Origin of the sequence: Streptomyces sp. NPDC001222, assembly GCF_042896945.1 — a bacterium.
GTDB lineage: Bacteria > Actinomycetota > Actinomycetes > Streptomycetales > Streptomycetaceae > Streptomyces > Streptomyces gibsoniae.
This window is the reverse complement of record NZ_JBIAXT010000033.1, coordinates 62211-87963: the sequence shown is the minus strand read 5'-3', so window position 1 is coordinate 87963 and position 25753 is coordinate 62211. Positions and strand designations below refer to the sequence as shown.

At 73.2% G+C, this 25753-nt stretch carries 23 protein-coding genes; 17 read left to right on the top strand and 6 right to left on the bottom strand.

Annotated elements, in window-relative coordinates; genetic code table 11:
- The first annotated feature begins 471 nt into the window (after window positions 1-471).
- Window positions 472-1050 (top strand): XRE family transcriptional regulator, encoded by a 579-nt coding sequence (locus ACFY2Z_RS33190; RefSeq protein ID WP_355909874.1) that lies wholly within the window; start codon window positions 472-474, stop codon window positions 1048-1050.
- A gap of 25 nt (window positions 1051-1075) precedes the next feature.
- Window positions 1076-1795 (top strand): helical backbone metal receptor, encoded by a 720-nt coding sequence (locus ACFY2Z_RS33185; protein WP_390747756.1) that lies wholly within the window; start codon window positions 1076-1078, stop codon window positions 1793-1795.
- On the opposite strand, the gene ACFY2Z_RS33180 is transcribed toward ACFY2Z_RS33185, so the two are convergent.
- A complete protein-coding gene (locus ACFY2Z_RS33180) occupies window positions 1764-2885 on the bottom strand; it encodes a TDT family transporter (protein WP_390747755.1) in 1122 nt (373 codons plus the stop codon). The genes ACFY2Z_RS33185 and ACFY2Z_RS33180 overlap by 32 nt on opposite strands.
- A gap of 70 nt (window positions 2886-2955) precedes the next feature.
- Here ACFY2Z_RS33180 and ACFY2Z_RS33175 point away from each other — a divergent pair, with 70 nt between their 5' ends.
- On the top strand, window positions 2956-3879 hold the full coding sequence (locus ACFY2Z_RS33175; protein WP_390747754.1) for a LysR family transcriptional regulator: 924 nt from the start codon (window positions 2956-2958) through the stop codon (window positions 3877-3879).
- Between the two features lie 7 nt (window positions 3880-3886).
- Here the strand turns inward: ACFY2Z_RS33175 and ACFY2Z_RS33170 are convergent, their stop codons facing one another.
- Complete coding sequence (locus ACFY2Z_RS33170) at window positions 3887-4579, bottom strand: gamma-glutamyl-gamma-aminobutyrate hydrolase family protein (RefSeq protein ID WP_390747753.1); 693 nt, start codon at window positions 4577-4579, stop codon at window positions 3887-3889.
- A gap of 78 nt (window positions 4580-4657) precedes the next feature.
- A complete protein-coding gene (locus ACFY2Z_RS33165; protein WP_390747752.1) occupies window positions 4658-5395 on the bottom strand; it encodes a FadR/GntR family transcriptional regulator in 738 nt (245 codons plus the stop codon).
- Between the two features lie 75 nt (window positions 5396-5470).
- Between ACFY2Z_RS33165 and ACFY2Z_RS33160 the strand changes: the two genes are divergently transcribed.
- From ACFY2Z_RS33160 to ACFY2Z_RS33150, 3 genes are read left to right on the top strand one after another with little or no spacing between them, the layout of a single operon-like run.
- A complete protein-coding gene (locus ACFY2Z_RS33160) occupies window positions 5471-6841 on the top strand; it encodes a glutamine synthetase family protein (protein WP_390747751.1) in 1371 nt (456 codons plus the stop codon).
- 11 nt (window positions 6842-6852) lie between these two features.
- Window positions 6853-8232, top strand: coding sequence for an aldehyde dehydrogenase family protein (locus ACFY2Z_RS33155; RefSeq protein WP_390747750.1), 1380 nt, complete (start codon window positions 6853-6855; stop codon window positions 8230-8232).
- Window positions 8229-9020, top strand: a complete 792-nt coding sequence (locus tag ACFY2Z_RS33150; protein WP_390747749.1) for a 3-oxoacyl-ACP reductase — start codon at window positions 8229-8231, stop codon at window positions 9018-9020. Before ACFY2Z_RS33155 ends, ACFY2Z_RS33150 begins: the two co-directional genes overlap by 4 nt.
- A gap of 65 nt (window positions 9021-9085) precedes the next feature.
- Here the strand turns inward: ACFY2Z_RS33150 and ACFY2Z_RS33145 are convergent, their stop codons facing one another.
- On the bottom strand, window positions 9086-10288 hold the full coding sequence (locus ACFY2Z_RS33145; RefSeq protein ID WP_390747748.1) for an amino acid deaminase/aldolase: 1203 nt from the start codon (window positions 10286-10288) through the stop codon (window positions 9086-9088).
- Window positions 10289-11451: 1163 nt separating this feature from the next.
- Between ACFY2Z_RS33145 and ACFY2Z_RS33140 the strand changes: the two genes are divergently transcribed.
- Together ACFY2Z_RS33140 and mycP are read left to right on the top strand one after the other, a co-directional pair.
- The gene (locus tag ACFY2Z_RS33140) at window positions 11452-12435 is read left to right on the top strand and encodes a hypothetical protein (protein WP_390747747.1); all 984 of its coding nucleotides are present in this window, start codon (window positions 11452-11454) and stop codon (window positions 12433-12435) included.
- Complete coding sequence (gene mycP / locus ACFY2Z_RS33135) at window positions 12432-13655, top strand: type VII secretion-associated serine protease mycosin (RefSeq protein ID WP_390747746.1); 1224 nt, start codon at window positions 12432-12434, stop codon at window positions 13653-13655. The genes ACFY2Z_RS33140 and mycP overlap by 4 nt, the downstream gene beginning before the upstream one ends.
- A gap of 19 nt (window positions 13656-13674) precedes the next feature.
- On the opposite strand, the gene ACFY2Z_RS33130 is transcribed toward mycP, so the two are convergent.
- Window positions 13675-14640, bottom strand: a complete 966-nt coding sequence (locus ACFY2Z_RS33130) for a serine hydrolase (RefSeq protein ID WP_390747745.1) — start codon at window positions 14638-14640, stop codon at window positions 13675-13677.
- Between the two features lie 159 nt (window positions 14641-14799).
- Between ACFY2Z_RS33130 and ACFY2Z_RS33125 the strand changes: the two genes are divergently transcribed.
- The gene (locus ACFY2Z_RS33125) at window positions 14800-15531 is read left to right on the top strand and encodes an SseB family protein (protein ID WP_390747744.1); all 732 of its coding nucleotides are present in this window, start codon (window positions 14800-14802) and stop codon (window positions 15529-15531) included.
- Between the two features lie 208 nt (window positions 15532-15739).
- Here ACFY2Z_RS33125 and ACFY2Z_RS33120 read toward each other — a convergent pair whose 3' ends face one another.
- Window positions 15740-16135 carry a DUF1844 domain-containing protein gene (locus tag ACFY2Z_RS33120; RefSeq protein ID WP_390747743.1) on the bottom strand — a complete coding sequence of 132 codons (396 nt, stop codon included), beginning with the start codon at window positions 16133-16135 and terminating at the stop codon, window positions 15740-15742.
- 413 nt (window positions 16136-16548) lie between these two features.
- Here ACFY2Z_RS33120 and infC point away from each other — a divergent pair, with 413 nt between their 5' ends.
- The 8 genes from infC (at window position 16549) to ACFY2Z_RS33080 (ending at window position 25709) form a co-directional block, all read left to right on the top strand.
- Window positions 16549-17196, top strand: coding sequence for a translation initiation factor IF-3 (gene infC, locus ACFY2Z_RS33115; protein ID WP_311699183.1), 648 nt, complete (start codon window positions 16549-16551; stop codon window positions 17194-17196).
- Window positions 17197-17381: 185 nt separating this feature from the next.
- The gene (rpmI, locus tag ACFY2Z_RS33110; protein ID WP_055470308.1) at window positions 17382-17576 is read left to right on the top strand and encodes a 50S ribosomal protein L35; all 195 of its coding nucleotides are present in this window, start codon (window positions 17382-17384) and stop codon (window positions 17574-17576) included.
- A gap of 97 nt (window positions 17577-17673) precedes the next feature.
- A complete protein-coding gene (gene rplT, locus ACFY2Z_RS33105; protein ID WP_311699166.1) occupies window positions 17674-18057 on the top strand; it encodes a 50S ribosomal protein L20 in 384 nt (127 codons plus the stop codon).
- Window positions 18058-18201: 144 nt separating this feature from the next.
- On the top strand, window positions 18202-19062 hold the full coding sequence (locus ACFY2Z_RS33100; RefSeq protein WP_390747742.1) for a TrmH family RNA methyltransferase: 861 nt from the start codon (window positions 18202-18204) through the stop codon (window positions 19060-19062).
- 91 nt (window positions 19063-19153) lie between these two features.
- Window positions 19154-20299 (top strand): ATP-binding protein, encoded by a 1146-nt coding sequence (locus tag ACFY2Z_RS33095; RefSeq protein WP_390747741.1) that lies wholly within the window; start codon window positions 19154-19156, stop codon window positions 20297-20299.
- A gap of 168 nt (window positions 20300-20467) precedes the next feature.
- Complete coding sequence (pheS, locus tag ACFY2Z_RS33090; protein ID WP_390747740.1) at window positions 20468-21589, top strand: phenylalanine--tRNA ligase subunit alpha; 1122 nt, start codon at window positions 20468-20470, stop codon at window positions 21587-21589.
- Window positions 21589-24117 carry a phenylalanine--tRNA ligase subunit beta gene (gene pheT, locus ACFY2Z_RS33085; RefSeq protein ID WP_390747739.1) on the top strand — a complete coding sequence of 843 codons (2529 nt, stop codon included), beginning with the start codon at window positions 21589-21591 and terminating at the stop codon, window positions 24115-24117. Before pheS ends, pheT begins: the two co-directional genes overlap by 1 nt.
- Window positions 24118-24548: 431 nt before the next feature.
- A complete protein-coding gene (locus ACFY2Z_RS33080) occupies window positions 24549-25709 on the top strand; it encodes a PP2C family protein-serine/threonine phosphatase (protein WP_390747738.1) in 1161 nt (386 codons plus the stop codon).
- The last annotated feature ends 44 nt before the right edge of the window (window positions 25710-25753 follow it).

Genomic DNA, 25753 nt, shown 5'->3' with positions numbered 1-25753 from the left:
CAACCCGATCGGCTCCAGGGAGCCGCCGCACCGTCTCCCGGCCGCCCCGCGGGTGCCGTCCGCCGCACCGGTACCGCCGGTCCCGCCCGCGCTGCTCGGGCCCCGCGGACGGCTCGGGGACCCCCGACCGGCGGGATGGCCCGTCCCGGCCTCCGGAACCCGGCCGACCGCCCTGTACCTCACCTGTGTGGAGCACTCACGGAGGCTCCCGCAGCGCCTCTGATCAGCACTTTCGTCTGATTCAGGGGTGGCGTGCGCGGGGCGGCGGAATGGCTCGCCCGGTGGCGCGAACCGGGACCCTCACCACTCTTGTATGTGACACCGATGTGACGGGCGCATGAAACGGTTTGCCGAACATGCGTAGGGTGCAGACAACTCAACAGAAGCAGTGCACCGATGAATCATCGGGCCCGGCGGCGCGTCTGCCCCGCAGGGCGGACGGACCGACGAGCGAGGGAGGGAGCCGGAGCGATGGGCGACCACAAAGAACAGCCCCTTCGGGTGGGCGCTGCCGTCCGACGGCGGCGCCGGGCGCTGGAGCTCACCCTCGCCGTCGTGGCCCGGCGCAGTGGCCTGTCCGTCCCCTTCCTGAGCCAGGTGGAGAACGAGCGGGCACGCCCCAGCCGCCCCTCCCTGGAGCGGATCGCCGACGCGCTCGGCACCACCGCCGTCGAACTGCTCGCCGCCGCCGACCCGGCGTGCAGCGTGGACGTCCTGCGCGCCGTCGACGAGACCGTCGAGCCCGGCCGGGCGCTGGTGCGCCCGCTGGTGCGCGGCCACCATCAGCTGCATGCGATGGAGTTCATCGGGGACCACGACGAGGGCCGTGAATTCCAGCACCGCAACGACGAGTTGATGTACGTCGTCGAGGGCGCCGTCGAGGTGGAGGCGGAGGGCCGGGCGCACCGCCTCGGGCGCGGCGACACCCTGTATCTGAGCGGGGGAGTGCGCCACCGCTGGCGGGCGACAGTGCCGGACACCCGGGTGATCGTCGTCGCGGTCTCCGACCATGTCGAGGCGGTAGAGGACCCCGCCCGCCGACGCCGCTGACCCCGCCGGGTCCGAGGAGGCCTCGATGCGTGTTGTCTCGCTCGTCCCGTCGCTGACCGAGGCCGTGACCGCCTCCGTGCCCGGCGTGCTGGTCGGGGCGACCGACTGGTGCAGCCACCCCCGGGACCTCGATGTCGTCCGGATCGGCGGCACCAAGAACCCGAAGGTCGAGCGGATCGTCCGACTCGCCCCCGACCTGGTGCTCGCCAACGAGGAGGAGAACCGCGAACCGGATCTCGCCGTCCTGCGCGAGGCGGGACTGACGGTCCTCGTCACCGAGGTGCGGGACGTGCCGGGGGCCTTCCGCGAGCTGGAGCGGGTCGTTGCCGCGTGTGGGGCGCCCGCCCGGCCGCGCTGGCTGGAGGAGGCCCGCGCCGCCTGGGCGCGGCTGCCGGTGCCGCAGGGCCGCACGACCGCCGTGGTGCCCGTGTGGCGGCGGCCCTGGATGGTGCTGGGCCGGGACACCTTCGCCGGGGACGTGCTGGCCCGGCTCGGCGTGGACAACGTGTACGCGGCGCACCCGGAGCGCTATCCGCGGATCCCCCTGGAGGAACTGCACACGGCGGCCCCCTCGCTCGTGGTCCTGCCCGACGAGCCGTACCGCTTCACGGCCGAGGACGGCCCGGAGGCCTTCCCGGGGACGCCGTGCGCACTGGTCGACGGACGCCACCTCACCTGGTACGGCCCCTCCCTGGCCGAGGCACCGCGCGTCGTCAGCGAGGCGCTGCGAGCAGCTCTCCGCTGACGACTCCCCGGCCCGTGCGGCAGGCGGCGACGGCCCAGGCGGCGACGAGCAGCACATACAGCCCGGTCGCGAGCGCGTCGAGGGCGGTGAGCCCGGTGCGCCGGGCCAGCGCCTCCGCGCCGGTGACACAGGTGCCGACCGGGAACGTGAACGCCCACCACGTCATCGTGAACCCCATGCCCCGCCGCCGTGCGCGCACCGTCAGGGCGCCGGCGAGCGCCAGCCACAGCAGGGCGAAGCCCAGCACCGGAACGCCGTAGAGCAGGGCGAGGACGTCGAATCCGCGGGCGTACGGCGCCGGTACGACCCCCGCCGCGGCGCCTGCGAACGCGCCGGTGGCGGTGACGGACTGGCCGAGCGGACCGAGGACCAGGAACAGGGCCGGCGTCTGTGCGAGCGGCAGCGGGCCCCTGACGATCAGCCGGGCGAGGATGAGCGGCAGCAGCACGAGGGTGGCCAGGAGGCTCAGTCCGAACATCGCCAGACAGCCCAGCAGCAGTGTCTCCCGCCCCTGACCGGCGGGCAGATGCGGGATCAGCAGCGGTCCCTGGGCCGCGGAGACCATGGGGGCGACCAGACACAGCAGCCACACCGGGCCGGCCTGGTCCGGTTCGATGCGGTGCCGGGCGACCATCAGATACGGCACGGCCACGGCGACCACCAGCCCCGCGGCGCTGCCGGCGATGAAGAGCACGGTGTCCAGGGCGACGGCCGGGCCCGGCCCGATCCAGTCCCGGCCCACCACCATGGCACCGCCGCCGACGGCGAGCAGGGCCATGGCGAGACAGCCGTAGAACGGGGCCGTCGCGGGGTCTAGGAGATGGGCGCGAGCCTGGTCGCGGTGGTGGATCCAGTGCAGGGCGCGGGCGCCGAGGAGGAGCACGAGCAGGACCGGCGCGAGCGCCCAGACGGCCGCGCAGGCGGTCCGCAGCCCCGGTGTCTGCACGGCATCGGGGAGTCCCGCGCCGGCCGTCGCCACGATCGCCGTGCCCATGACGGACGCGTACCAGTTCGGGCCGAGGTGGCGGACGGCTGCGGCGCGCCTTCGGGGGGCGCCGGGGAGGACCAGGGGCGGGGCGGCGGTGACCATGACCGCACCATCTCCCGGGACCACCCCGCCGACCAGGGGCGATGTCTCTATGAGGGCATAAGCTGTCCTTATGAGCATGACGGACGACGAGGGGATCCCGGTGGCCGGTCTGGCCCGCCGGGTGCCGGACCTGGGGGCCTTGGAGCTGCTGCTCGCCGTCGCCCGGCTGGGAAGCCTGGGGCGTGCGGCGCGGGAGCTGGGGATCACCCAGCCCGCGGCCAGCAGCCGGGTCCGGTCGATGGAACGGCAACTGGGCGTGGCCCTCGTGGACCGCTCGCCGCGCGGCTCACGGCTCACGGACGCGGGGGCTCTGGTCACCGACTGGGCCCGGCGGATCGTGGAGGCGGCGGAGGCGTTCGACGCGGGGGCGCAGGCACTGCGGGGCCGCCGGGACTCCCGGCTGCGGGTGGCCGCGAGCATGACGATCGCGGAGTATCTGCTGCCCGGCTGGCTGATCGCGCTGCGGGCGCAACGCCCGGACACGGCGGTGTCGCTGCTGGCCGGGAACTCGGCGGCGGTCGCCGAGCGCCTGCTCGCGGACGAGGCGGACCTGGGTTTCGTGGAGGGCCTCACCGTGCCGACGGGCCTGGACGCCGCCGTCGTCGCCCACGACCGCCTCATCGTGGTGACGGCACCGGGTCACCCCTGGGCGCGCCGTCGTGCGCCCCTGTCCGCGGGGGAACTGGCCTCGACCCAGCTGATCCTCCGGGAGGAGGGCTCGGGCACCCGTCAGGTCCTCCAGGCGGCCCTGGGCGGCCTGGCCCGCCCCCTGCTCGAACTGTCCTCGACGACGGCGGTCAAGGCGTCCGCGGTCAGCGGGGCGGGCCCGGCGGTGCTGAGCGAACTCGCCGTCGGGGAGGAACTCTCGGCCCGCCGCCTGGTGAGCGTCCCGGTGGAGGGCGTACGACTGGACCGGGCGCTGCGGGCCGTCTGGCGCACGGGCCACCGGCCGACCGGCCCGGGGCGGGACCTGCTGGGGCTGACGCGCGGGTAGGGGTCCGTCAGGGGGTCGACGCGGCCCGTACCAGCGCCTTCATCACCCGTACGTCCTCGCCCATCTCCGGATGCCACTGGACGCCCAGCACCCAGTCGCCCCCCGGCCGTTCCACCGCCTCGACCGTGCCGTCCTCGGCGTGGGCCGAGGCCAGCAGCCCCGCCCCGAGCCGGTCCACCGCCTGATGGTGGTACGTCGGCACGGACACCGGCTCCGGCGCCACCTCCGCGTACCGGGTGCCCGGCACCGGCTTGACCGTGTGCTGTCCGAACACTCCCACCTCCGCGGCGTCATGCCCGTCGATGTGCTGCACGAGCGTGCCGCCCAGGACGACGTTCAGCAGCTGCATCCCGCGGCAGATGCCGAGCAGGGGAGTGCCGGCGGCCAACGCCGCCTCGATCAGGGCGAGTTCCCATGCGTCCCGCTCGGGCGCCGGCCTGCCGGTCCGGGGGGAGCGCTCGGCGCCGTAGCGGGACGGGTCGACGTCCGGGCCGCCCGCGATCACCACACCGTCCAGCCGGGCCACCGTCGCCGCCGCGTGCGCCGGATCGTCCGGCGGCAGCATCGCGGCCAGTCCGCCGGCCCGCTGGACCAGCAGCGGATAGCCCGCGGGCAGCAGCGCCGCGTCCAGCTCCCACCGGCCCCAGCGGGTGCGGGCCTCCAGATAGGTGCTGACGCCGATCAGCGGTCGTCCGGTCACATCGGCCTCCCCTGACTCCAATGGAGTGAACTCATACCTTTACCCGGCACCGGGATGTGTGTCCCGTACGAGGTCCGCTCACGCCAGGAACCCACGCAGCAGCGCCGCCGTCCCGGCGCAGTGCTCCCGCATCATCTCCCGCGCGCCGTCCGCGTCCCCGTCGAGCACCGCGTCCACCAGTGCCTCGTGCTGGCGCTGCGAGTGCTCCAGGTTCCGCACCAGCAGCGGGATGCAGTCCAGCAGGTCGTTGACCGTCGCCCGGACGGCCGCGTACTGCGCCGTCAGCGACGGTGAGCCGCACAGTTCGGCCAGGGTCAGATGCAGCAGCGTGTCCCGCCGCCGGTACTCCGCGAGCGGGGCGTCCTGGGTGCGCGCCAGCGCCTCCCGCAGCCGCGCGCCCTGCTCCGGGGTGAGACCGTGGGCCGCGCACAGGCCCGCCGCCCCCACCTCCAGCACCTCGCGGAACCGCAGCACGTCCTCGATGTCGGTGCCCACGACCCGCCGGCGCAGTTCGTCCTCGCCGCCCGCGTCGGCGCGGGCCCGCACGAACGTGCCGCCGTAGCGCCCGCGCCGCGACTCCACCAGGCCCTGGTCCTGGAGCACCTTCAGCACCTCGCGCAGCGTCACCCGGCTGATCCCCAGGCGCTCCGCCAACTCCCGCTCGGCGGGCAGCCGTTCGCCTCCGGGGACCAGTCCGAGGCGGACGATCTGGAGGATCTGCTCCAGCGCCTCCTCGAAGCCGTTGCCCGCCCGCACGGGCCGCAGCACCGGGGTCAGCCGGTCCCGCGGCCCGGCGCCGGACTCCGTCCGCGACATCGTGCCGCGCCCCCTTCCCAAGAAATGGTTCTCGGAAATACCTTATGACTCTCGGCGGACCGAAGGAGACCTTGCGTGGCACACCGCACACCCCCGCTCGGCGTCGAGGAACTCCACGCCCTCGTCGCGGGCGGCGAGATCGACACCGTCGTCCTCGCCTTCCCCGACATGCAAGGGCGTCTCCAGGGCAAGCGGTTCGCCGCCCGCTTCTTCCTCGACGAGGTACTGGAGCACGGCACCGAGGGCTGCAACTACCTCCTCGCCGTCGACACCGAGATGAACACGGTCGACGGCTACGAGATGTCGTCCTGGGACCGCGGCTACGGCGACTTCGCCCTCCACCCGGACCTCGGCACCCTGCGCTGGGTGCCCTGGCACGAGGGCACGGCCCTGATCGTCGCCGACCTCGCCTGGAGCGACGGATCCCCCGTGGCCGCGGCGCCCCGCCGGATCCTGCGCCACCAGCTGGAGCGCCTCGCCGCCCTGGGACTCACCGCCCAGGTGGGCACCGAGCTGGAGTTCATCGTCTTCAAGGACACCTACGAGCAGGCCTGGGACGCGAACTACCGCGCGCTGACCCCGGCCAACCAGTACAACATCGACTACTCCGTGCTGGGCACGGGCCGTATCGAGCCCCTGCTGCGCCGTATCCGCAACGAGATGGCGGCCGCCGGCCTCGTCGTCGAGTCCGCCAAGGGCGAGTGCAACCCCGGCCAGCACGAGATCGCGTTCCGCTACGACGAGGCCCTGGTCACCTGCGACCAGCACGCGATCTACAAGACCGGCGCCAAGGAGATCGCGGCCCAGGAGGGCGTCTCGCTCACCTTCATCGCGAAATACAACGAGCGGGAGGGCAACTCCTGCCACATCCACCTCTCGCTCACGGACGAGGACGGGCGCACCGTCATGCCCGGCGGCCCGGACGACCCCGGCGGGATGTCGCAGGTGATGCGGCACTTCCTCGCGGGACAGCTCGCCGCCCTGCGCGAGTTCTCGCTCCTGTACGCGCCGGGCATCAACTCCTACAAACGGTTCCAGCCCGGATCCTTCGCTCCGACCGCGGTCGCCTGGGGGCACGACAACCGCACCTGCGCCCTCCGGGTGGTCGGGCACGGCCGTTCGCTGCGCTTCGAGAACCGGGTGCCCGGAGGCGACGTCAACCCGCACCTCGCCGTCGCCGGGATGGTCGCGGCCGGGCTGTACGGCATCGAGCAGCAACTGGAGCTCCCCGATCCCTGCCCCGGCAACGCCTACAGCGCCGAGTACGAGCACATCCCCACCACGCTGCGCGAGGCCGCCGAGCTCTGGGAGAACAGCGCAATCGCCAAGGCCGCCTTCGGCGACGAGGTGGTCGCGCACTACCACAACATGGCCCGCGTCGAGCTGGCCGCCTTCGACGCCGCGGTGACCGACTGGGAGCTGCGCCGCTCCTTCGAACGCATGTGAGAGGTCCTTTCGTGCCGAACGAGCATGAGCTGCAGGTACTCAACCCGGCCACCGAGGAGGTCGTCGCCACCGTCCTCGCCGCCACCGCGGCCGACGTGGACGCCGCCGTCGTACGCGCCGCGCGGGCGCAGTCCCGTTGGGCGGCGCTGCCGCCCGGCGACCGGGCCCGGCTGCTGCGCCGGTTCGCCGTGACCGTCGACGAGCACCTCGAAGAACTCGCGTGGCTGGAGGTCCGCGAGGCGGGACACACGATCGGCAACGCCCGCTGGGAGGCGGGCAACGTCCGTGATCTGCTCGACTACGCGGCCGGGGGCGTGGAGCGGCTCACCGGACGGCAGATCCCGGTCCCGGGCGGGCTGGACGTCACGATCCTCGAACCGCTCGGCGTGGTGGGCGTCATCGCGCCCTGGAACTTCCCCCTGCCGATCGCGGCCTGGGGCACCGCCCCGGCGCTCGCGGCCGGCAACGCGGTGCTGCTCAAACCCGCCGAGACGACACCGCTCACGGCCCTGCGCCTGGCCGAACTGGCCCTTGCGGCAGGCCTGCCGGACGGACTGTTCCAGGTGCTGCCCGGCCACGGTCCCGTCGCGGGGGCCGCACTCGTCGAGCACCCGGGCGTTGCGAAGATCGTCTTCACCGGGTCGACGACCGTGGGCAGACAGGTGCTCGCCAAGGGCTCCGCCCTCCTCAAGCGCGTCACCCTCGAACTCGGCGGCAAGAGCCCCAACATCGTCTTCGCCGACGCCGACCTCGACACCGCCGCGAACGCCGCCCCCATGTCGTTCCTCGACAACTCCGGCCAGGACTGCTGCGCCCGCACCCGCATCCTCGTCCAGCGCTCCGCCTACGACCGCTTCCTCGACCTGCTCGCCCCCGCGATCGAAGCGGTCGTGGTCGGCGACCCGGCCGAGGAGAGCACCCAGATGGGCCCGCTGATCTCCCGGACCCAGCTGGAACGGGTCCGCGGCTATGTCGACGCCGACGCCCCCGGCATCCGCGGCAAGGCTCCCGAAGGCCCCGGATTCTGGTTCCCGCCCACCGTCCTCACCGGTGTCGAACCGCACGCGCGCGTGGCCGTCGAGGAGGTCTTCGGGCCGGTCGCCGTCGTGCTCCCCTTCGAGGACGAGGCCGACGCGATCCGCCTCGCCAACGACACCCCGTACGGACTCTCCGGCTCCATCTGGACCCGGGACGTCGGCCGCGCGCTGCGGGTCTCCGGGGCCGTCCGCGCGGGCAACCTGTCCGTCAACTCCCACTCCAGCGTCCGCTACTGGACCCCCTTCGGCGGCTTCAAGCAGTCGGGGATCGGCCGTGAACTCGGTCCGGACGCCCTGACCGCCTTCACCGAGACCAAGAACGTCTTCATCAGCACGGAGGGCTCCGCACAGTGACCTCGCAGACATCCGACATCATCTGCCGCCGCCTGGCCGGCCGGACCGCCGTCGTCACCGGGGCCGGCAGCGGCATCGGCCTCGCCACCGCGCGCCGGCTCGCCGCCGAGGGCGCCCACGTCGTCTGCGGCGACATCGACGAGACCCGCGGCAAGGCCGCCGCCGACGAGGTCGACGGGCTGTTCGTGAAGGTCGACGTCACCGACGCCGACCAGGTCGAAGCGCTCTTCAAGGCCGCCCACGACACCTACGGCAGCGTCGACATCGCCTTCAACAACGCCGGCATCTCACCGCCCGACGACGACTCCATCCTGGAGACCGGCCTGGAGGCCTGGAAGCGGGTCCAGGAGGTCAACCTGACCTCCGTCTATCTGTGCTGCAAGGCCGCGATCCCCCACATGCGCCGCCAGGGCAAGGGGTCCATCATCAACACGGCGTCGTTCGTCGCGCGCATGGGCGCGGCCACCTCGCAGATCTCATACACCGCCTCCAAGGGCGGCGTGCTCGCCATGTCCCGGGAGCTGGGCGTGCAGTTCGCCCGCGAGGGCATCCGGGTCAACGCGCTGTGCCCCGGGCCGGTCAACACCCCGCTGCTGCAGGAGCTGTTCGCCAAGGATCCCGAGCGCGCGGCGCGCCGCCTGGTGCACATCCCTGTCGGGCGGTTCGCCGAGGCCGAGGAGATCGCCGCGGCCGTCGCGTTCCTCGCCAGCGACGACTCCTCCTTCGTCAACGCCACCGACTTCCTGGTGGACGGCGGCATCTCGGGCGCGTACGTCACGCCGCTGTGAGGAGGGGGCGGGTCGGCTCGCGGCCGTCGTCCTGGCGGCCGCGGACCCTCACGGCCGGGCGGTCCTCACAGGAAGGTGTGTCCCTCGCCCCGGTAGGTCGGCGCGGTCGCGGTGACCTCCTCGCCCTCCACCAGATGCAGCACGTCGAAGCGCTCGCACAGCTCGCCCGCCTTGGCGTGCCGGAACCACACCTTGTCGCCGATCAGCAGGTCGTCGGCGGGCGCGCCCAGCAGCGGCGTCTGCACCTCGCCCGGACCCTCCTGGGGGTCGTAGACGAGTCCCTCGGGCAGATACGGGACGGGCAGCCGGTCGGGTCCCGCCGCTCCCGAGGCCGGGTAGCCGCCGCCCAGCACGGTCACCACGCCCACCCCCGGCCGGCGTACGACCGGCTGGGCGAACAGCGCGGCCGGCCGGCCGTGGAAGGAGGTGTAGTTGTCGAACAGCCGCGGCACATACAGCCCCGAGCCCGCCGCTATCTCGGTCACCGCGTCCTCGGCGGCCGTGTACTGCACACTGCCTGTTCCGCCGCCGTTGACGAACTCCAGGTCCGGCGCCACGGCCCGGACGGCACGCACCACCTCGGCACGCCGACCGGCCAGCTCCCTGCGCGCCGTGGCCTGCATCAGCCGGACGGCCCGGGAGCGCACCGGCCGCCCCGCCACCGCGTCACCGACGCCGGCGACATGGCCCTCGTAGGCCATGAGGCCCACCAGCCGGAAGCCGGGGGTGCGCGTGACCACCCGGGCCATCTCGGCGACCTGGGCGGCCGAGTGCAGCGGCGAGCGCCGCGCACCGACCCGCACCCGCCCGCCGAGCAGCTTCAGTGAGGTGTCCAACTCCAGGCAGACACGCACCACTTCGGTGCCGCCCTCGCGGGCGTCGTCGATGAGTCGCAGCTGGGCCGGGTCGTCGATCATCACCGTGACGGAGGCGGCGAGCTTGGGGTCGCTCGTCAGCTCGGCGAAGCTCCTGCGGTCGGCCGACGGATAGGCGAGCAGTACGTCGTCGAAGCCGGACCGGGCCAGCCACAGGGACTCGGCGAGCGTGAAGGACATGATGCCCGCGAAGCCCTCCCGAGCCAGGACCCGTTCGAGCAGGGCACGGCAGCGCACGGACTTGCTGGCGACCCGGATCGGCTTGCCGCCGGCCCTGCGGCGAAGATCGTCGGCGTTCGCGTCGAACGCCTCCAGGTCCACGATCGCGACAGGCGCGTCGAGATGGGCGGTGGCCCGGTCGTAGCGGGCCCGGTCTGCGGCGCGGGCAGTCATGAACGAAGCCTGCCAGACGCGAATTCCGCAGGGTAGGGGGACGATCCGGGCAGATGCCCCGGTGCGGGCGTCTGGTTCCCGTTCGAAGGGCATCAGCCCGTAGAGTGACGCGCACGCGATGAGCGACGGGCGTTGCCCAGCCGTATGTGTCGGGGGATGGGTGTCCGGCCACGCGGGTATGCCTGCCCAGGGACGGGCGGCGCGTCCGCATCGCGCGTACGGACCGCTCCCGACGGGCGGTCGAACTCCCTGGGAGACCGGGGCGGCCCGGCCACAACGAAACGGGGGGGTGCATGAGCACGGAAGCGCGTCGCGCCTCCATCCCTCCGCGCCCCCCGCATCCGCCCCGCCCGGCGAGCCCGCCGGGCACGGCGTCCACGCCGCCCGCTCAGCAGGGACCGCCCGTGCCGGGGCCGCGCGACCGCGCCGAGGTCCCGCCGCGCCCGGAGCAGCCGCCCGTGCCGGGCACCGCACCAGCCTCCGCCCGCCCGGCCACGCCGCCCCGGCCGAGCGGACCGCCGCAGAGGATCCCGGCACCCCAGGAGCGGCCCGCCACGCGCACGACTCCGCCCCGCCCCGCCGGTCACCCATCGGCCTCCGCGCCGTCGGCCCCGGCGAACGGGGCGTCGCCGTGGACGGACGCGCCCGCCTCCTTCGAACGGGCCGGTGCGAACGGTGCGCCGGGCGGGTCCGCCCCCGTCGACACGCCCACCCGCCCCGGCGCTGCCACGCGGCCCTTCCGGATCGGCGCGACCGGCTCGCGGCCCTCGGCCCCGGCTTCCGGCGGTACGGCGCCCCGGTCGTCGGCCCCGGCTTCCGGCGGTACGGCGCCCCGGTCGTCGGCCCCGGCTTCCGGCGGTACGGCGCCCCGATCGTCCGGCGTTACGGCAGTCCCGGCTTCCGGCGGTACGGCGCCCCGGTCGTCCGGTGCTACGGCAGCCCCGGCTTCCGGCGGTACGGCGCCCCGGTCGTCCGGTGCTACGGCAGCCCCGGCTTCCGGCGGTACGGCGCCCCGGCCCTCGGCCCCGGCGCCCGGCGGTACGACGGCCCCGGCGTCCGGCGCCCCCGGCGGAGCGCCGGACGCGTACGCGCGCGGTGCCGCCGCCCACCCCCGGTCCGCGCGGCTCGACCGGCAGGCCCGGCCCGGCACCCCGCCCCCGCCGGTGCCTTCCTCGCGCTTCCCGGACGCGCCGCCCACCGTGGGCGTGTCCCTGCCGGGCGCCGGGACGGCCCCCGCGTCGCCGCTGCCCGCCGAGGGCATCGTCGAGACCACCGCGCGCCTGGGGTCCGGCCCCGACACGGCCCGCCGCGTCGTCCCGACGCGCCCCGTCGTCACCTTCGCCGAACCCGACATCCGCGACGCCGACACCGCGCGCCCGCGGCTGCTCGGCATCCTGGTGGGCCCCCGCACCGCCGGGGCCGCCGTCTGCCTGGTCCTCGGTCTCGGACTCATCGGCGGTGCCGTGACCGGCAGTTGGCTCGTCGGCGACGGTTCCGGAGAGGGCGCGCAAGGGGCGTACGCCGTCGCCGGAAGTCTCTGGCACGACGCGCCCGTCGACCAGCTCTTCCCGCCCACCGTGCACGGCCCGGGCGCCGGCCCCGGCGGCGCCGACCGCACCTGGACACGCGTCGCCGTCGCCCCCGACGGCGGCTGCGCGGACGCCTTCGACCCGCTGCTGCGCAAGGCCCTCGCCCCCGCCGGCTGTCTTCGGCTGCTGCGCGCCACCTACACGGACGCGACCCGCAGCGAGGTCACCACCGTCGGCCTGCTGTTCACCCGGGCCGACTCCGCCGCCATGACCGCCCTCGCCCGCCGCTTCAAGAACGAGGGCCTCGACCGGCGCACCGACCTCATGCCCCGCCCCTACGCCGCCGAGGGCACCGTCGCGGCGGGCTTCGGCGACGACCAGCGCGCCTCCTGGACGATCTCGATCCGCACGGACCTGCCCGTCGTCGTCTACGGCGTCTCCGGCTTCGCCGACGGCCGTACCGTCACCGAACCGCAGCCCGCCGTGGACGCCATGAAGGCCGGCGCGACCACGGCCCCGGCCCAGGCGGGTCTCGGCTATGAGGCGACGGGCCTCGCCGACCGCATCGCCGCCGCCCTCCACAAGAGCGTCACCGCGGCCACGGAGAAGCCGTCATGAACCCCGCCACGAGCCCCCGTACCACCGCCGAAGGCGTCGTCACGACCCGCCGCAGGACCGGTGCCCGCCTTCTGACCGTCCTGCTCGCCGGCTCCGTGGCCCTGCTGCCGTCGACCGTCGCGTACGCCGACAGCATCCGAGCCCAGGAGTGGGCCCTGGACTCCCTGCACGCCCAGGAGGTCTGGCAGACGACCAAGGGCAGGGGCATCACCGTCGCCGTCCTCGACACCGGTGTGGACGCGACCCATCCCGACCTCGCGGGCAACGTGCTCCCCGGCAAGGACATGGTGGGTTTCGGCGCCCAGCGCGGCGACCGGCCCTGGGCGCGGCACGGTACCGCCATGGCGGGCCTCATCGCCGGGCACGGCCATGGCATCGGCGACTCCGACGGCGTCATGGGCATCGCCCCCGAGGCGAAGATCCTTCCGGTCCGCGTCATCCTCGAGGACGGCGATCCGGCCCGTACGAAGGCCCGCAACACCCGGGGCAACGCCCTCGCCGAGGGCATCCGCTGGGCCGCCGACCACGGCGCCGACGTCATCAACCTCTCCCTCGGCGACGACTCCGACTCCGCGCACCCCGAAGCGGCCGAGGACGAGGCGGTGCAGTACGCCCTGAAGAAGGGCGTCGTCGTCGTGGCCTCGGCCGGCAACGGCGGCGACAAGGGCGACCACATCTCGTATCCCGCGGCCTACCCGGGCGTCATCGCCGCGACCGCCGTCGACCGCAACGACACCCGTGCCTCCTTCTCCACCCGCCGCTGGTACGCCACGGTCAGCGCCCCCGGTGTCGACGTCGTCATAGCCGACCCCGACCGCAAGTACTACGAGGGCTGGGGCACGAGCGCGGCCTCCGCCTTCGTCTCGGGCGTCGTCGCGCTGATCAAGGCGGGCCGGCCGGCCCTGACCCCGGCCCAGATCAAGCGGCTCCTGGAGCAGACGGCCCGCGACGCCCCCACCGGCGGCCGGGACGACGCCCGCGGCTTCGGCCTCGTGGATCCCGCGGCGGCCGTCAGGGCGGCGGCAAGGCTCAAGCCCGGGGACCCCGGGGCGCCCGGGTACGCCACCAGGTACTTCGGCCCCGGTCCCGACTCGGCCGGCGGCGGCACGGACTCCCCGGACTGGGCGGTCCCACTGGCGGGCGGACTGGGCGTGGCACTGCTGGCGGCGGCGGTGGTGCTGTGGCGTGGCCGTTCCCGAACACGCCCCCAGGGACTCTGACAGCGGGCCGCCCCGGCGTTCAGGCCGGGTCGTCCGCGAACGCGGAGACCGCTGCCTGCGCGGCCGCCTCCACCAGCGAGATGCCCTTTTCCTTGGTGGAGTTGCCGTTCGACAGCGCCGCCACCAGATAGTCGTGCCCGTCGGCCGTGACCCGCCCGATGCTGTTGATGATCCACAGCCCGGTCGTGCTGCGCGGCAGCCAGCCGTTCTTCAGCGCCCACCGTGTGCCGTCCGCGGCGGCCGACACACCCCACTGCTGGTCCGCGGCGATATGGCCCATGAGCCCCTGGAGATACGTCCGCGACGCCGCACTCAGCTTCGAGTCGTCCCCGAACACCTGCTGGAGCAGGGTGAGCTGATCGGCCGCCGTGGTCCGGGTCAGCCCCCACAGCGCACCGTCACCGCCCGCGGTGTCCGTCAGCCCGAAACGCTTGTTCGCGGTGTCGAGCCCGTCCGCCTGCCCGATCGCCGTCCACAGCGCCGACGCGGAGTCGTTGTCGCTGTCCTCGATCATGGCGGTGGCGTACGTCCGCTCCTGCCCGGTCAGCCGCCGGTCCGCGTCCTGCGCCTGGAGCAGCAACGTCGCCAGGATGTCGACCTTCACGATGCTGGCCGTCTCGAAGGCGGTGTCGCCGCCGTACGCGGCGCTCTCACCGGACTCCGTCTCCAGCACCGTCACGGCGACGTCCGCGGCGCCCTCGACGGGCAGGGCGTTCATGGCCTTCGCCAACAGCGCGTCGCGGTCCGCCGAGGGCTTCGCCGCAGGTTCCACCGATGCCTCCTGGGTCGCCGAGGCCGACGCCCGGGGCGTCGCCGACGACTGCGACGATACGGCGCCCGCGGCGGCGTGCGCCTGCGCCCTCACATACGCGGTCGCGCCGACCGTACCGGCGGCCAGCACGACCGACGCCAGCGCCGTCCAGATGAGCGGGCGGCGTCGCGAGGGGCGGGCACGGCGGCGACGGGGGGCTCTGTGGGACTCCATGGCCGCGATGCTCGGGGCCGGTGCTGTGCGGGCCGTTGGACGGAGGTGAGATCCGTGTCAGCGGGCCCTGAGAAACCCGTGAGACGCGTGGAACCGGTGTCCGCGGTACGCCAGGGGCGGCACCGGACCGGCCGGGACCCCCCGATAGGGTCGGTGACCGTGGCGAACAAGAACATTCCCGACTCCGGCTTCTCCGACGACGACGGTGCGGCCGACCCCCGGCTCAGCGCGGCGCTGGCCGCGTGGGCGGAGGACCGCGCGGCCGTGGGGCCGGTCCTGGAGGCGCTGAAGGGGGCACGGCTCCTCGTCCCCGTCGTCGCGGTGCTCGGGGAGGTGGAGGAGGACGAGAACGGCCTGCGCCGCGAGAAGACCAGCGACATGGCCGTACCGACGCTCCGGGCCGGTGGCCGTACGGCGCTGCCCGCGTTCACGTCCACGGACGCGCTGGCGCGCTGGGACCCCGCCGCCCGGCCCGTCGCCGTACCGCTGCACCGGGCCCTGCAGGCGGCGGCGCACGAGCAGGCCGACACGATCGTGCTGGACATGTCCGGGCCGGTGGCATTCGAGCTGACGGGCCCCGCGCTGCTGGCGCTCGCCGAGGGACGCACCAGTGTCGACCCGCTCGCGGACCCCGCGGTGCGCGAGGCGGTGCGTGCCGCCGTCGCCGCGGAGCCGTCGGTGGTACGCGCCCATCTCGGTCCCGGCGAGGCCGACGGGACCGTGGCGCTCGTCCTCGACGCGTCGGTGCCTCCGGCCGAGGCCGCGCGCGCCGTGGCGGGCCGGCTGGCGGCCGACGAGACACTGAGGGCCCGCCTGGTGCGTGGTCTCGACCTGGCACTGCTGCCGGCCGGGGTGACGCCTCCGGGCGAGCCCTTGTACGTACGAGGATGAATCAGCCGCGACGGCGGGTCCGGATCAGCCGTGACGACGGCGTCGGGGCCGGCCGTGACGGCGGGTCCCGGATCAGCCGTGACGACGGCGTCGGGGCCGGCCGTGACGGCGGGTCCGGATCAGCCGTGACGACGGCGTCCGGGCCGGCCGTGACCGACGGCCCGGACCCGCCGCAGACCGCGCCAGATCCGCTGTAGACCGCTCCGGATCAGCCGTAGACCGGCCCGGTGTACTTCTCGCCCGGACCCTGGCCCGGCTCGTCCGGGACGATCGATGCCTCGCGGAACGCCAGCTGGAGCGACTTCAGGCCGTCGCGCAGCGGAGCCGCGTGGAAGGAGCTGATCTCCGTCGCGCTCGCGTCGAGCAGACCGGCGAGGGCGGTGACCAGCTTGCGGGCCTCGTCCAGGTCCTTGTACTTGTCGCCCTCCTCGGTCAGTCCGAGCTTCACGGCGGCGGCGCTCATCAGGTTGACGGCGACGGTCACGATCACCTCGACGGCGGGGACCTCCGCGATGTCGCGGGCCATGGCGTCGAAGTCGGGACTGTCGGCGGCAGCCGGAGAACCTGCGGAGGCCTGGGGCTCCTCGGGAGAGGTGTCACTCATGCCTCACACGATAGGCCCCGGCGCGCGGCCTCCCGCGCGCGGGAGGCCCGGTGGCCGGGGCCGCGGATGCCCGGTGCACGCCGGTTCGCACCTCTCCCGGGGAGCTGCTAGCCTTGTGTGACGACCGGCCGAGCACGGCTGTGCCCGGCCCACAAGTGGAGGCTCCGATCTCCCACCTGACCGCCCCTCGGGGCGGCGGGTCACCGGTCAGGCGGCCACCACCGTTCCGTACGGACGGTGGAGTCGCCCGATAGTGCGCCCCGCGGTCACCGCGGCGGTGCTCCGGAATGTTCGGAGTCCCGCCTGTGTTCCGTCCGGGGCATTTTTCATGTGCCGCGACGGTTGGTCCTTATGTCAACCGGACATACGCGGCTGTCCGCCAGGCGGCCGTATGGTGCTACCGAGGAGGATCCATCAGCACCGAGCCCCGCATCAACGACCGGATTCGCGTTCCCGAGGTGCGACTTGTCGGTCCCAGTGGCGAGCAGGTCGGTATTGTGCCGCTTGCCAAGGCCCTGGAGCTTGCGCAGGAGTACGACCTGGACCTGGTCGAGGTCGCGGCGAACGCCCGTCCGCCTGTGTGCAAGCTCATGGACTACGGGAAGTTCAAGTACGAGTCGGCCATGAAGGCCCGTGAGGCGCGCAAGAACCAGGCGCACACGGTCATCAAGGAGATGAAGCTCCGGCCGAAGATCGACCCGCACGACTATGACACCAAGAAGGGTCATGTCGTCCGGTTCCTCAAGCAGGGCGACAAGGTCAAGATCACGATTATGTTCCGTGGTCGCGAGCAGTCCCGGCCTGAGTTGGGCTACCGGCTGCTGCAGCGCCTCGCGGAGGACGTCCAGGACCTCGGTTTCGTCGAGTCGAACCCGAAGCAGGACGGCCGCAACATGATCATGGTTCTCGGTCCGCACAAGAAGAAGACCGAGGCGATGGCCGAGGCTCGTCAGGCGCAGGAGGCCCGCAAGGCGGAGGCGAAGGCCAATCCCGGCCGCTCGCAGAACGCCGCTGATGCCGAGACCACTGAGGCCCCGGCCGAGGCTTCCGCCGAGGCGTGATCCCAGGGCTGAGGCCCCGGGGGAGCACCGGACGTACGGACGTACGGACCACCGCGAGGTGGACGTACGGACCCCGGAAAGCCCGGGACGGCAGTCCCAGGATGTAACCGATACAAGAGACGCTCCATCGTGCCCGGTTCTGCAGCCGGGCACCGGAGCGCCACCGACGAGGAGAGAACGGCGCTATGCCGAAGAACAAGTCGCACAGCGGTGCCAGCAAGCGCTTCAAGGTCACCGGCTCCGGCAAGGTGCTCCGTGAGCGCGCCGGCAAGCGCCACCTGCTCGAGCACAAGTCGTCCCGCCTGACGCGTCGCCTCACCGGCAACGCCGAGATGGCCCCGGCCGACGCCAAGAAGATCAAGAAGCTTCTCGGCAAGTGACGCGGCGGCGCTCCTGAGCGCCGAACGTCAACACCGGGACCCAATCGATTCCGGGCCGTGTGAGTTCCACCGCGGCCCCGCTACAAGGAGTTAACAAGTGGCACGCGTCAAGCGGGCAGTCAACGCCCACAAGAAGCGCCGGGCGATCCTCGAGCAGGCCTCCGGCTACCGCGGTCAGCGTTCGCGCCTGTACCGCAAGGCCAAGGAGCAGGTCACCCACTCGCTGGTCTACAACTACAACGACCGCAAGAAGCGCAAGGGCGACTTCCGTCAGCTGTGGATCCAGCGCATCAACGCCGCTGCCCGCGCCAACGGCATCACCTACAACCGCTTCATCCAGGGTCTGAAGGCGGCCAACGTCGAGGTCGACCGCAAGATCCTCGCGGAGCTGGCCGTCAACGACGCCAGCGCGTTCGCCACGCTCGTCGAGGTCGCCCAGAAGGCGCTGCCGGCGGACGTGAACGCCCCCAAGGCGGCCTGAACGCCGCGTCGGCCCAGCCGACGTGACTGAACGGACCCGCAGGCTGCACAAGCCTGCGGGTCCGACTGTGTTCGCCGACCGGCACCGCGCACACCGCGCGGCCGTCGGCGAACAGAGATTTCTGAACTCCCGAAGGTGACACACATGCCCTCCGCCGCCCCCGAGCCGATCTCTTCCCGCTCGCCCCGCGTCAGCGCGGCGCGACGGCTTGCCAAGCGGAACTTCCGGGGCAAGGATCGGCTGTTCCTCGCCGAGGGGCCGCAGGCGGTGCGCGAGGCCGCCGGGCACAGCACCGCCGCCGGGGCCACGCTCGTGGAGCTGTTCGCCACCCCGGACGCGGCCGACCGGTACGCCGACATCGTGGGGCAGGCCCGGGCCGTCGGCGCCCGAGTGCACCTGGCGGACGAGGACGTGATCGCGGACATCTCCACCACCGTCACCCCGCAGGGGCTGGTCGGCGTCTGCCGGTTCCTCGACACCCCCTTCGACGAGATCCTCGCCGGGCGTCCCCGGCTGGTCGCGGTCCTCGCCCATGTCCGCGACCCCGGCAACGCCGGGACCGTGCTGCGGTGCGCGGACGCCGCCGGGGCCGAAGCCGTCGTCCTCACCGACGCCTCCGTCGACCTCTACAACCCCAAGGCCGTCCGCGCCTCCGTCGGGTCGCTCTTCCACCTCCCGGTCGCCGTCGGCGTCCCCGTCGAACGCGCCGTGGCGGGCCTGAAGCAGGCCGGTGTGCGGATCCTGGCCGCCGACGGCGCCGGAGACCGCGACCTGGACGACGAACTGGACCAGGGCACCATGGGCACCCCCACCGCCTGGGTGTTCGGCAACGAGGCCTGGGGGCTGCCCGAGGAGACGCGCGCGCTCGCGGACGCGGTCGTACGGGTGCCGATCCACGGAAAGGCCGAGAGCCTGAACCTCGCGACCGCCGCCGCCGTATGTCTCTATGCCTCCGCCCGGGCACAGCGCGCCTACGGAGGGTGCCGTTCCGTCACCACCGGCTAGTAGGGTGGCGAGTTCGGGGGCCCTCCCCCCAGCTCTCGGCTCGAGCGAGGAGGCAGGTTTCCCCACGCCGGACGAGAGGTGAGGTACGGGGATGGGTGTCGGCACGAGCAGAGCTCCGGGAGCACGGGACGCGCACCGCGCGCCCGCGTCCCGGTGCGGTGATCTCGCCGAACTCGGCATCGACCCGGACGAACTCCCCGACGGACTCGTGGTCGCGGACGAACACGGCCACGTGATCTGCTTCAACGCCGCGGCCGCCCGCATCACCGCCGTCCCCGCCGCCGCGGCCCTCGGCAGACCTCTCGACCACGCGCTGCCCCTGGAGGATCTGGAGGGCCGCCGCTGGTGGCAGCTGACCGACCCCTACGGCGGGCTCGCGATCCGGGTCCGGCAGCCCGAGCGCAATCTGCTGCTGCCCGGCGGACGCGAGGTCCTCGTCGCGGCCCGGTATGTGCGCGCGTACCCCACCGGGCCGATCCGCCGGGTCGTCGTCTCCCTGCGCGACACCGAGGCGCGGCGCCGCACCGAGCGCAGCCACGCCGAGCTGATCGCGACCGTGGCTCATGAGCTGCGCTCGCCCCTCACCTCCGTCAAAGGCTTCACGGCCACCCTGCTCGCCAAGTGGGAACGCTTCACCGACGACCAGAAACGGCTGATGCTGGAGACCGTCGACGCCGACGCGAACCGGGTCACCCGGCTCATCGCCGAACTGCTCGACATCTCCCGTATCGACTCCGGACGGCTGGAGGTGCGCCGGCAGCCGGTCGACATGGGCGCGGCCGTCGGCCGGCACATCCAGGCCTATGTCGCCGCGGGCCAGCCCGCGGACCGTTTCCTGCTCCGTATCGAGCAGCCCCTGCCCGAGCTGTGGGCGGACCCCGACAAGATCGACCAGGTGCTCAGCAACCTCATCGAAAATGCCGTGCGCCACGGCGAGGGAACCGTCACCATCGACGTCACACCCGCGGTGTCACGCCGCGAAGAGGAAGACGAACAGAACACCGCCACGTCGGTCACCGTGAGCGACGAGGGTCCCGGCATCCCGGAGGAATCCATGAACCGCGTCTTCACCCGCTTCTGGCGGGGCAGCAAGCGCGGTGGCACGGGGCTCGGGCTCTATATCGTCAAGGGCATCGTCGAGGCCCACGGCGGCACCATCACGGTCGGCCGCGCCCGCGGCGGCGGCGCGGAGTTCCGATTTACCCTGCCCGTGGGGACCCCGGCGCACCTGCTGTAGGCGCCGCCCGAGCCCCCACGGGCGCATTCGCTTTCCCTGGCACCGTTAGACTCGACCTTTGGCACCTTTGCGTCCCGAAGACGGAGACGACTCATCCTTGAGGACGACTCATCATCCTTGAGTCGGTGACGGGGACCCTCAGCCAGCCAATCGGAAGCACGGGAAGAGATGTCGGCACCCAATAAGTCGTACGACCCTGTCGAGGTCGAGGCCTTGAAACCGGAAGAGATCGAGCGCATGCGGGACGAGGCGCTCGCCGCCTTCACCGCCGCGGACTCCCTCGCCGCGCTCCACGAGGCCAAGGTCGCCCACACCGGCCCCGCCTCGCCGTTGTCCCTGGCCAACCGCGAGATCGGCGCCCTGCCCCCGCACGCCAAGGCGGACGCCGGCAAGCGCGTCGGCATGGCGCGCGGCGCCGTGAACAAGGCGCTCGCGGCCCGCCAGACCGAGCTGGAGGCCGAGCGGGACGCCCGGGTCCTGGTCGAGGAGTCGGTGGACGTCACCCTGCCCTACGACCGTGTCCCGGCCGGTGCCCGCCACCCGCTGACCACACTCTCCGAGCGCATCGAGGACATCTTCGTGGCCATGGGCTACGAGGTCGCCGAGGGCCCGCAGGTCGAGGCGGAGTGGTTCAACTTCGACGCCCTCAACATCGGCCCGGACCACCCGGCCCGCGGCGAGCAGGACACGTTCTTCGTGCAGGGCCCCGACGGCGGCAGCGACTCCGGCGTCGTGCTGCGCACGCACACCTCGCCGGTCCAGATCCGCTCCATGCTGGAGCGCGAGCTGCCGGTCTACGTGATCTGCCCCGGCCGCGTCTACCGCACCGACGAGCTGGACGCCACGCACACGCCCGTCTTCCACCAGGTCGAGCTGCTCGCCGTGGACGAGGGCCTGACCATGGCCGACCTCAAGGGCACCCTGGACCACATGGTCCAGTCGCTGTTCGGCGAGGGCATGAAGACCCGGCTGCGGCCGAACTTCTTCCCGTTCACCGAGCCGAGCGCCGAGATGGACATGCTCTGCTACGTCTGCAAGGGCGAGTCCGTCGGCAACCCCGACCGGCCCTGCCGTACCTGCTCCTCCGAGGGATGGATCGAGCTGGGCGGCTGCGGCATGGTCAACCCGCGGGTGCTCACCGCCTGCGGGATCGACCCGGAGAAGTACAGCGGCTTCGCCTTCGGGTTCGGCATCGAGCGAATGCTGATGTTCCGCCACAACGTCGAAGACATGCGAGACATGGTCGAGGGTGACGTCCGGTTCACCCGGCCGTTCGGGATGGAGATCTGATGCGGATCCCGCTTTCTTGGCTGCGGGAGTACGTCGACCTGCCGGCGACGGAGACCGGTCGAGACGTCCAGGCCAAGCTCATTTCGGCAGGCCTCGAGGTCGAGACCGTCGAGCAGCTCGGCGCCGACCTCAAGGGGCCGCTCGTCGTCGGCCAGGTGCTGACCATCGAGGAGCTGGAGGGCTTCAAGAAGCCGATCCGCTTCTGCACCGTCGACGTCGGCGAGGCCAACGGCACCGGCCAGCCCCAGGAGATCGTCTGCGGCGCCCGCAACTTCTCCGTCGGTGACAAGGTCGTCGTCGTCCTGCCGGGCGCCGAGCTCCCCGGCGGCTTCGCGATCGCCGCGCGCAAGACGTACGGCAGGACCTCGCACGGCATGATCTGCTCCAGCGACGAGCTGGGCATGGGCGACGACGGCACCAAGGGCATCATCGTGCTGCCGCCGGAGACCGAGGTCGGCAAGGACGCCATCGAGCTGCTGGAGCTGGTGGACGAGGTCCTCGACATCGCCGTCACCGCCAACCGCGGCGACTGCCTGTCCATCCGCGGTGTCGCCCGCGAGGCCGCCATCGCCTACGGCGTGCCGCTGCGCGACCCGGCGCTGCTCGACGTCCCGGCCCCCAACGCGTTCGGCCCCTCGGTGAAGATCTCCGAGCCGCACGGCTGCGACCGCTTCATCGCCCGCACGGTGACCGGTCTCGACCCCCACGCGCGCTCCCCGATCTGGCTCCAGCGCCGGCTGCAGAAGGTCGGCATGCGCCCGATCTCGCTCGCCGTCGACCTCACCAACTACGTGATGATGGAGATCGGGCAGCCGCTGCACGCCTACGACCGCAAGCTGGTCCAGGGCACGATCGGCGTGCGCCGGGCCGAGGAGGGCGAGAAGTTCACGACCCTCGACGGTCAGACGCGCAAGTTGCACTCCGAGGACCTCGTGATCACCGACGACCGCGGGCCCATCGGCCTCGCGGGCGTCATGGGCGGCGCCAACACCGAGATCGCGGATCACTCGGCGGACCCGGAGAACGCGACCACCGAGATCGTCATCGAGGCCGCGCACTTCGACCAGATCTCCATCGCGCGCACCGCCCGCCGGCACAAGCTGTCCACCGAGGCGTCCCGCCGCTTCGAGCGCGGTGTCGACCCGCAGGCGGCCTCCGCGGCCGCCCAGCGCACGGCCGACCTGCTGGTGCTGCTCGCGGGCGGCACGGCCGACGCCGGTGTCACCGAGGTCATCGCGCCCTCCGCGCCGCACACCATCGCCATGCCCGCCGACCACCCGGACCGGGTCGCGGGTGTCGAGTACGGCCGTGAGATCGTCGTCCGCCGCCTCCAGGAGGTCGGCTGCGACGTGTACGGGCAGGACGAGCTGATCGTCACCGTCCCGTCCTGGCGACCCGACCTCACGGACCCCAACGACCTGGCCGAAGAGGTCATCCGTCTGGAGGGCTACGAGAACCTGCCCTCCACGCTGCCCAAGCTTCCCTCGGGCCGCGGGCTGACCCAGCGGCAGCGACTGCACCGCAGGGTGGGCCGGGTCCTCGCCGGTGAGGGCTACGTCGAGGCGCCGAACTACCCGTTCGTCAGCGAGCAGGTCTTCGACCAGTTCGGCCTGGAGGCCGACGACCCGGCCCGCCGGGTGGTCAAGCTGGTCAACCCGCTCAACGACGAGGAGCCCGCGCTCCGTACGACGCTGCTGCCGGGCCTGCTCGGCGCGCTGCGCCGCAACGACGGCCGCGGCAACCACGACCTGGCGCTGTTCGAGACCGGCCTCGTCTTCCTTCCCCGCGCCCAGGACCCCGCGGTGGAGCGGCCCGCCGCCGGACATCTGTCCGTCGACCGGCGTCCGACCGACGAGGAGATCGCCGGGCTGAACGCCGCGCTGCCCGAGCAGCCGCGCCACGTCGCGGTCGTCCTGGCGGGCGCCCGGGAACAGGCCGGCTGGTGGGGCAAGGGCCGCCCGGCCGACTGGGCCGACGCGGTCGAGGCGGCACGGACCGTCGCCCGCGAGGCCGGGGCCGAGCTGATCGTCCGCAAGGGCCAGTACGGTCCGTGGCACCCGGGCCGCTGCGCCGAGCTGGTGGTCGCCGTGGACGGCGCCGAGCGGGTCGTCGGCCACGCGGGTGAGCTGCACCCGCGCGTGGTGAAGACGCTGGGCCTGCCGGAGCGCACCTGTGCCATGGAGCTGGACCTGGACGTGCTGGAGCAGGTGGGCACCGGCACCCCGCAGGCGCCGCACATCGCCGGCTTCCCGGTCGCCACCCAGGACGTCGCCCTGGTCGTCAACAAGACGGTCGCGCACGCGCACGTCGAGGCCGCGCTGCGCGAGGGCGCCGGTGAACTGCTGGAGTCCATCCGGCTGTTCGACATCTACGAGAGCGAGCAGCTCGGCGAGGACAAGAAGTCGCTGGCGTACGCGCTGCGCTTCCGCGCCCCCGACCGCACCCTGACCGTCGACGAGGCCTCCGCGGCCCGTGACGCGGCGGTCGCGCTGGCGGCGGAGCGCACCGGGGCGGCGTTGCGGAGTTAGGGCGTGTTGCGAAAGTAGCGTCGTCCGCCCGAAGGGCGGGGCCCGCGGCGTCCGGTGCGGCGCAGCGCAAGGCGGAGGATCGTCCGCGTACTGGGTACGCGGACGATCCCGACAACGCGGCGAGGTGTCGTACCTGGGGGCACCTCCCAGCCGCCGGGCTGGGGGAGTCGCGGGCCAGACGGGACTTTCGAAACACGCCCCAGTACTCCCCGCAACGGGGCCGAGGGGAGCTGCGCGGCCGCGCAGCTCCCCTCTTCTGCTGACGGGGGCGTGCCCTCGTACCCCTTGGAGCCACCTCACTCATTAGGGTGGCAAGTCTCGATGATCCCGACCGGCCGTCGGTCCCGTCGACAGAATCGGACCGGCCCAGGGGCGTGAGGTGGGACTCCGCGGGCCGATTCTGCGCACTCGGGCTCTCATGGGGGGCCGGCATGATCCGTATCAAGGCTGGGCCCCCTCGCGGGCCGCGGCCGGGGGTAGCGTCCGGGGGCCGGTTGGGCACGGCCGTCGCCCGGGGAGTCGGGCACCGCGTCCGCAGGGGCCCACGCCGTCTGGGGCGGGCGTTCTCGGTGGGGCTGCCCACCGTGTGGGGCGCGACGGTGGTCACGTACAAACTCGCCTGTCCGCTCGCCCAGCAGCAGGCCCTCGGAGCGCGGATCGCGGGCAGTGCCGTGTTCCTGGGGGCCGGCGCGGGGCTGCTGCTGCACGTCCGGCACCTGTATCTGCGGGAGCTCAGACAGGCCCGCAAGGTCGCGGGCGCCGCCCAGAGCGTGCTGTTGCGCCCGCTGCCGCCATGGATCGACGGGCTCCGGGTGGCCGCCGCGCAGGTGTCCGCGGACCGCGGAGCCACCGTGGGCGGCGATCTGTACGAGGTGATCGCCACCGAGCACGGGGTGCGCATCGTGATGGGCGATGTGCGCGGACACGGACTCGCGGCCCTCGCCACCGCCGCCGCCGTCCTCGGCAGCTTCCGCGAGGCCGTGCACGACGAGTCCGAACTCGCCCCGGTGCTGCGCCGGCTGGACCGGGCGCTGGCCCGGCATCTGCGCGAGTGGGCCCGCGCGGAACACCCCTCGTCCGGCCGGGAGCCGCAGGGCCCGGTCGCGGAGGAGTTCGTGACCCTGCTGCTCCTGGAGATCGGCCGCGAGGGAGAGCTGCGCGTCCTCAACTGCGGCCATCCATGGCCGTATCTGCTCGACCGGGCCGGAGCCGTGCCCCTCAGCAGCGCCGAACCCCTGCCTCCGCTCGGGCCGTTCCCCCTGCCGGAGGATCTGTCCGCCATCGACTGCGGACGACTGGAGCCCGGACAGGCGCTGTTCCTCCACACCGACGGCGCCGAGGACGCCCGGGACCCCCAGGGGCGCTTCTTCCCCCTGGCCACCGCCCTGACGGAGGCCGTACGCGACGGCGTCGTACCCCAGCGAGTGCTGCGCAGCGTGTTCGCCGGGCTGCTCCGCCACACCGGCGCACGCCTCACCGACGACGTGGCCCTCCTCGTCGTGCGCAACGACCGCCGCGGGGACGCCCCGTCGGGGGCGCGGGGCACTGCGGGACACGCGACGACGGATCCGCACCCGACGAACCACGGTTAGCCGCCCGCCCGTTCCCGTGGGAGCGCCGACGCGCCGTCCGCCCC

What these genes read in the sequence shown, in the direction of transcription:
- ACFY2Z_RS33190 (WP_355909874.1), top strand. Translation starts at nt 472, where the DNA reads ATGGGCGACCACAAAGAACAGCCCCTTCGGGTGGGCGCTGCCGTCCGA.
- ACFY2Z_RS33185 (WP_390747756.1), top strand. Translation starts at nt 1,076, where the DNA reads ATGCGTGTTGTCTCGCTCGTCCCGTCGCTGACCGAGGCCGTGACCGCC.
- ACFY2Z_RS33180 (WP_390747755.1), bottom strand. Translation starts at nt 2,885, where the DNA reads ATGGTCACCGCCGCCCCGCCCCTGGTCCTCCCCGGCGCCCCCCGAAGG.
- ACFY2Z_RS33175 (WP_390747754.1), top strand. Translation starts at nt 2,956, where the DNA reads ATGAGCATGACGGACGACGAGGGGATCCCGGTGGCCGGTCTGGCCCGC.
- ACFY2Z_RS33165 (WP_390747752.1), bottom strand. Translation starts at nt 5,395, where the DNA reads ATGTCGCGGACGGAGTCCGGCGCCGGGCCGCGGGACCGGCTGACCCCG.
- ACFY2Z_RS33145 (WP_390747748.1), bottom strand. Translation starts at nt 10,288, where the DNA reads ATGACTGCCCGCGCCGCAGACCGGGCCCGCTACGACCGGGCCACCGCC.
- mycP (WP_390747746.1), top strand. Translation starts at nt 12,432, where the DNA reads ATGAACCCCGCCACGAGCCCCCGTACCACCGCCGAAGGCGTCGTCACG.
- ACFY2Z_RS33130 (WP_390747745.1), bottom strand. Translation starts at nt 14,640, where the DNA reads ATGGAGTCCCACAGAGCCCCCCGTCGCCGCCGTGCCCGCCCCTCGCGA.
- ACFY2Z_RS33120 (WP_390747743.1), bottom strand. Translation starts at nt 16,135, where the DNA reads ATGAGTGACACCTCTCCCGAGGAGCCCCAGGCCTCCGCAGGTTCTCCG.
- rpmI (WP_055470308.1), top strand. Translation starts at nt 17,382, where the DNA reads ATGCCGAAGAACAAGTCGCACAGCGGTGCCAGCAAGCGCTTCAAGGTC.
- ACFY2Z_RS33100 (WP_390747742.1), top strand. Translation starts at nt 18,202, where the DNA reads ATGCCCTCCGCCGCCCCCGAGCCGATCTCTTCCCGCTCGCCCCGCGTC.
- ACFY2Z_RS33095 (WP_390747741.1), top strand. Translation starts at nt 19,154, where the DNA reads ATGGGTGTCGGCACGAGCAGAGCTCCGGGAGCACGGGACGCGCACCGC.
- pheS (WP_390747740.1), top strand. Translation starts at nt 20,468, where the DNA reads ATGTCGGCACCCAATAAGTCGTACGACCCTGTCGAGGTCGAGGCCTTG.
- pheT (WP_390747739.1), top strand. Translation starts at nt 21,589, where the DNA reads ATGCGGATCCCGCTTTCTTGGCTGCGGGAGTACGTCGACCTGCCGGCG.
- ACFY2Z_RS33080 (WP_390747738.1), top strand. Translation starts at nt 24,549, where the DNA reads ATGATCCGTATCAAGGCTGGGCCCCCTCGCGGGCCGCGGCCGGGGGTA.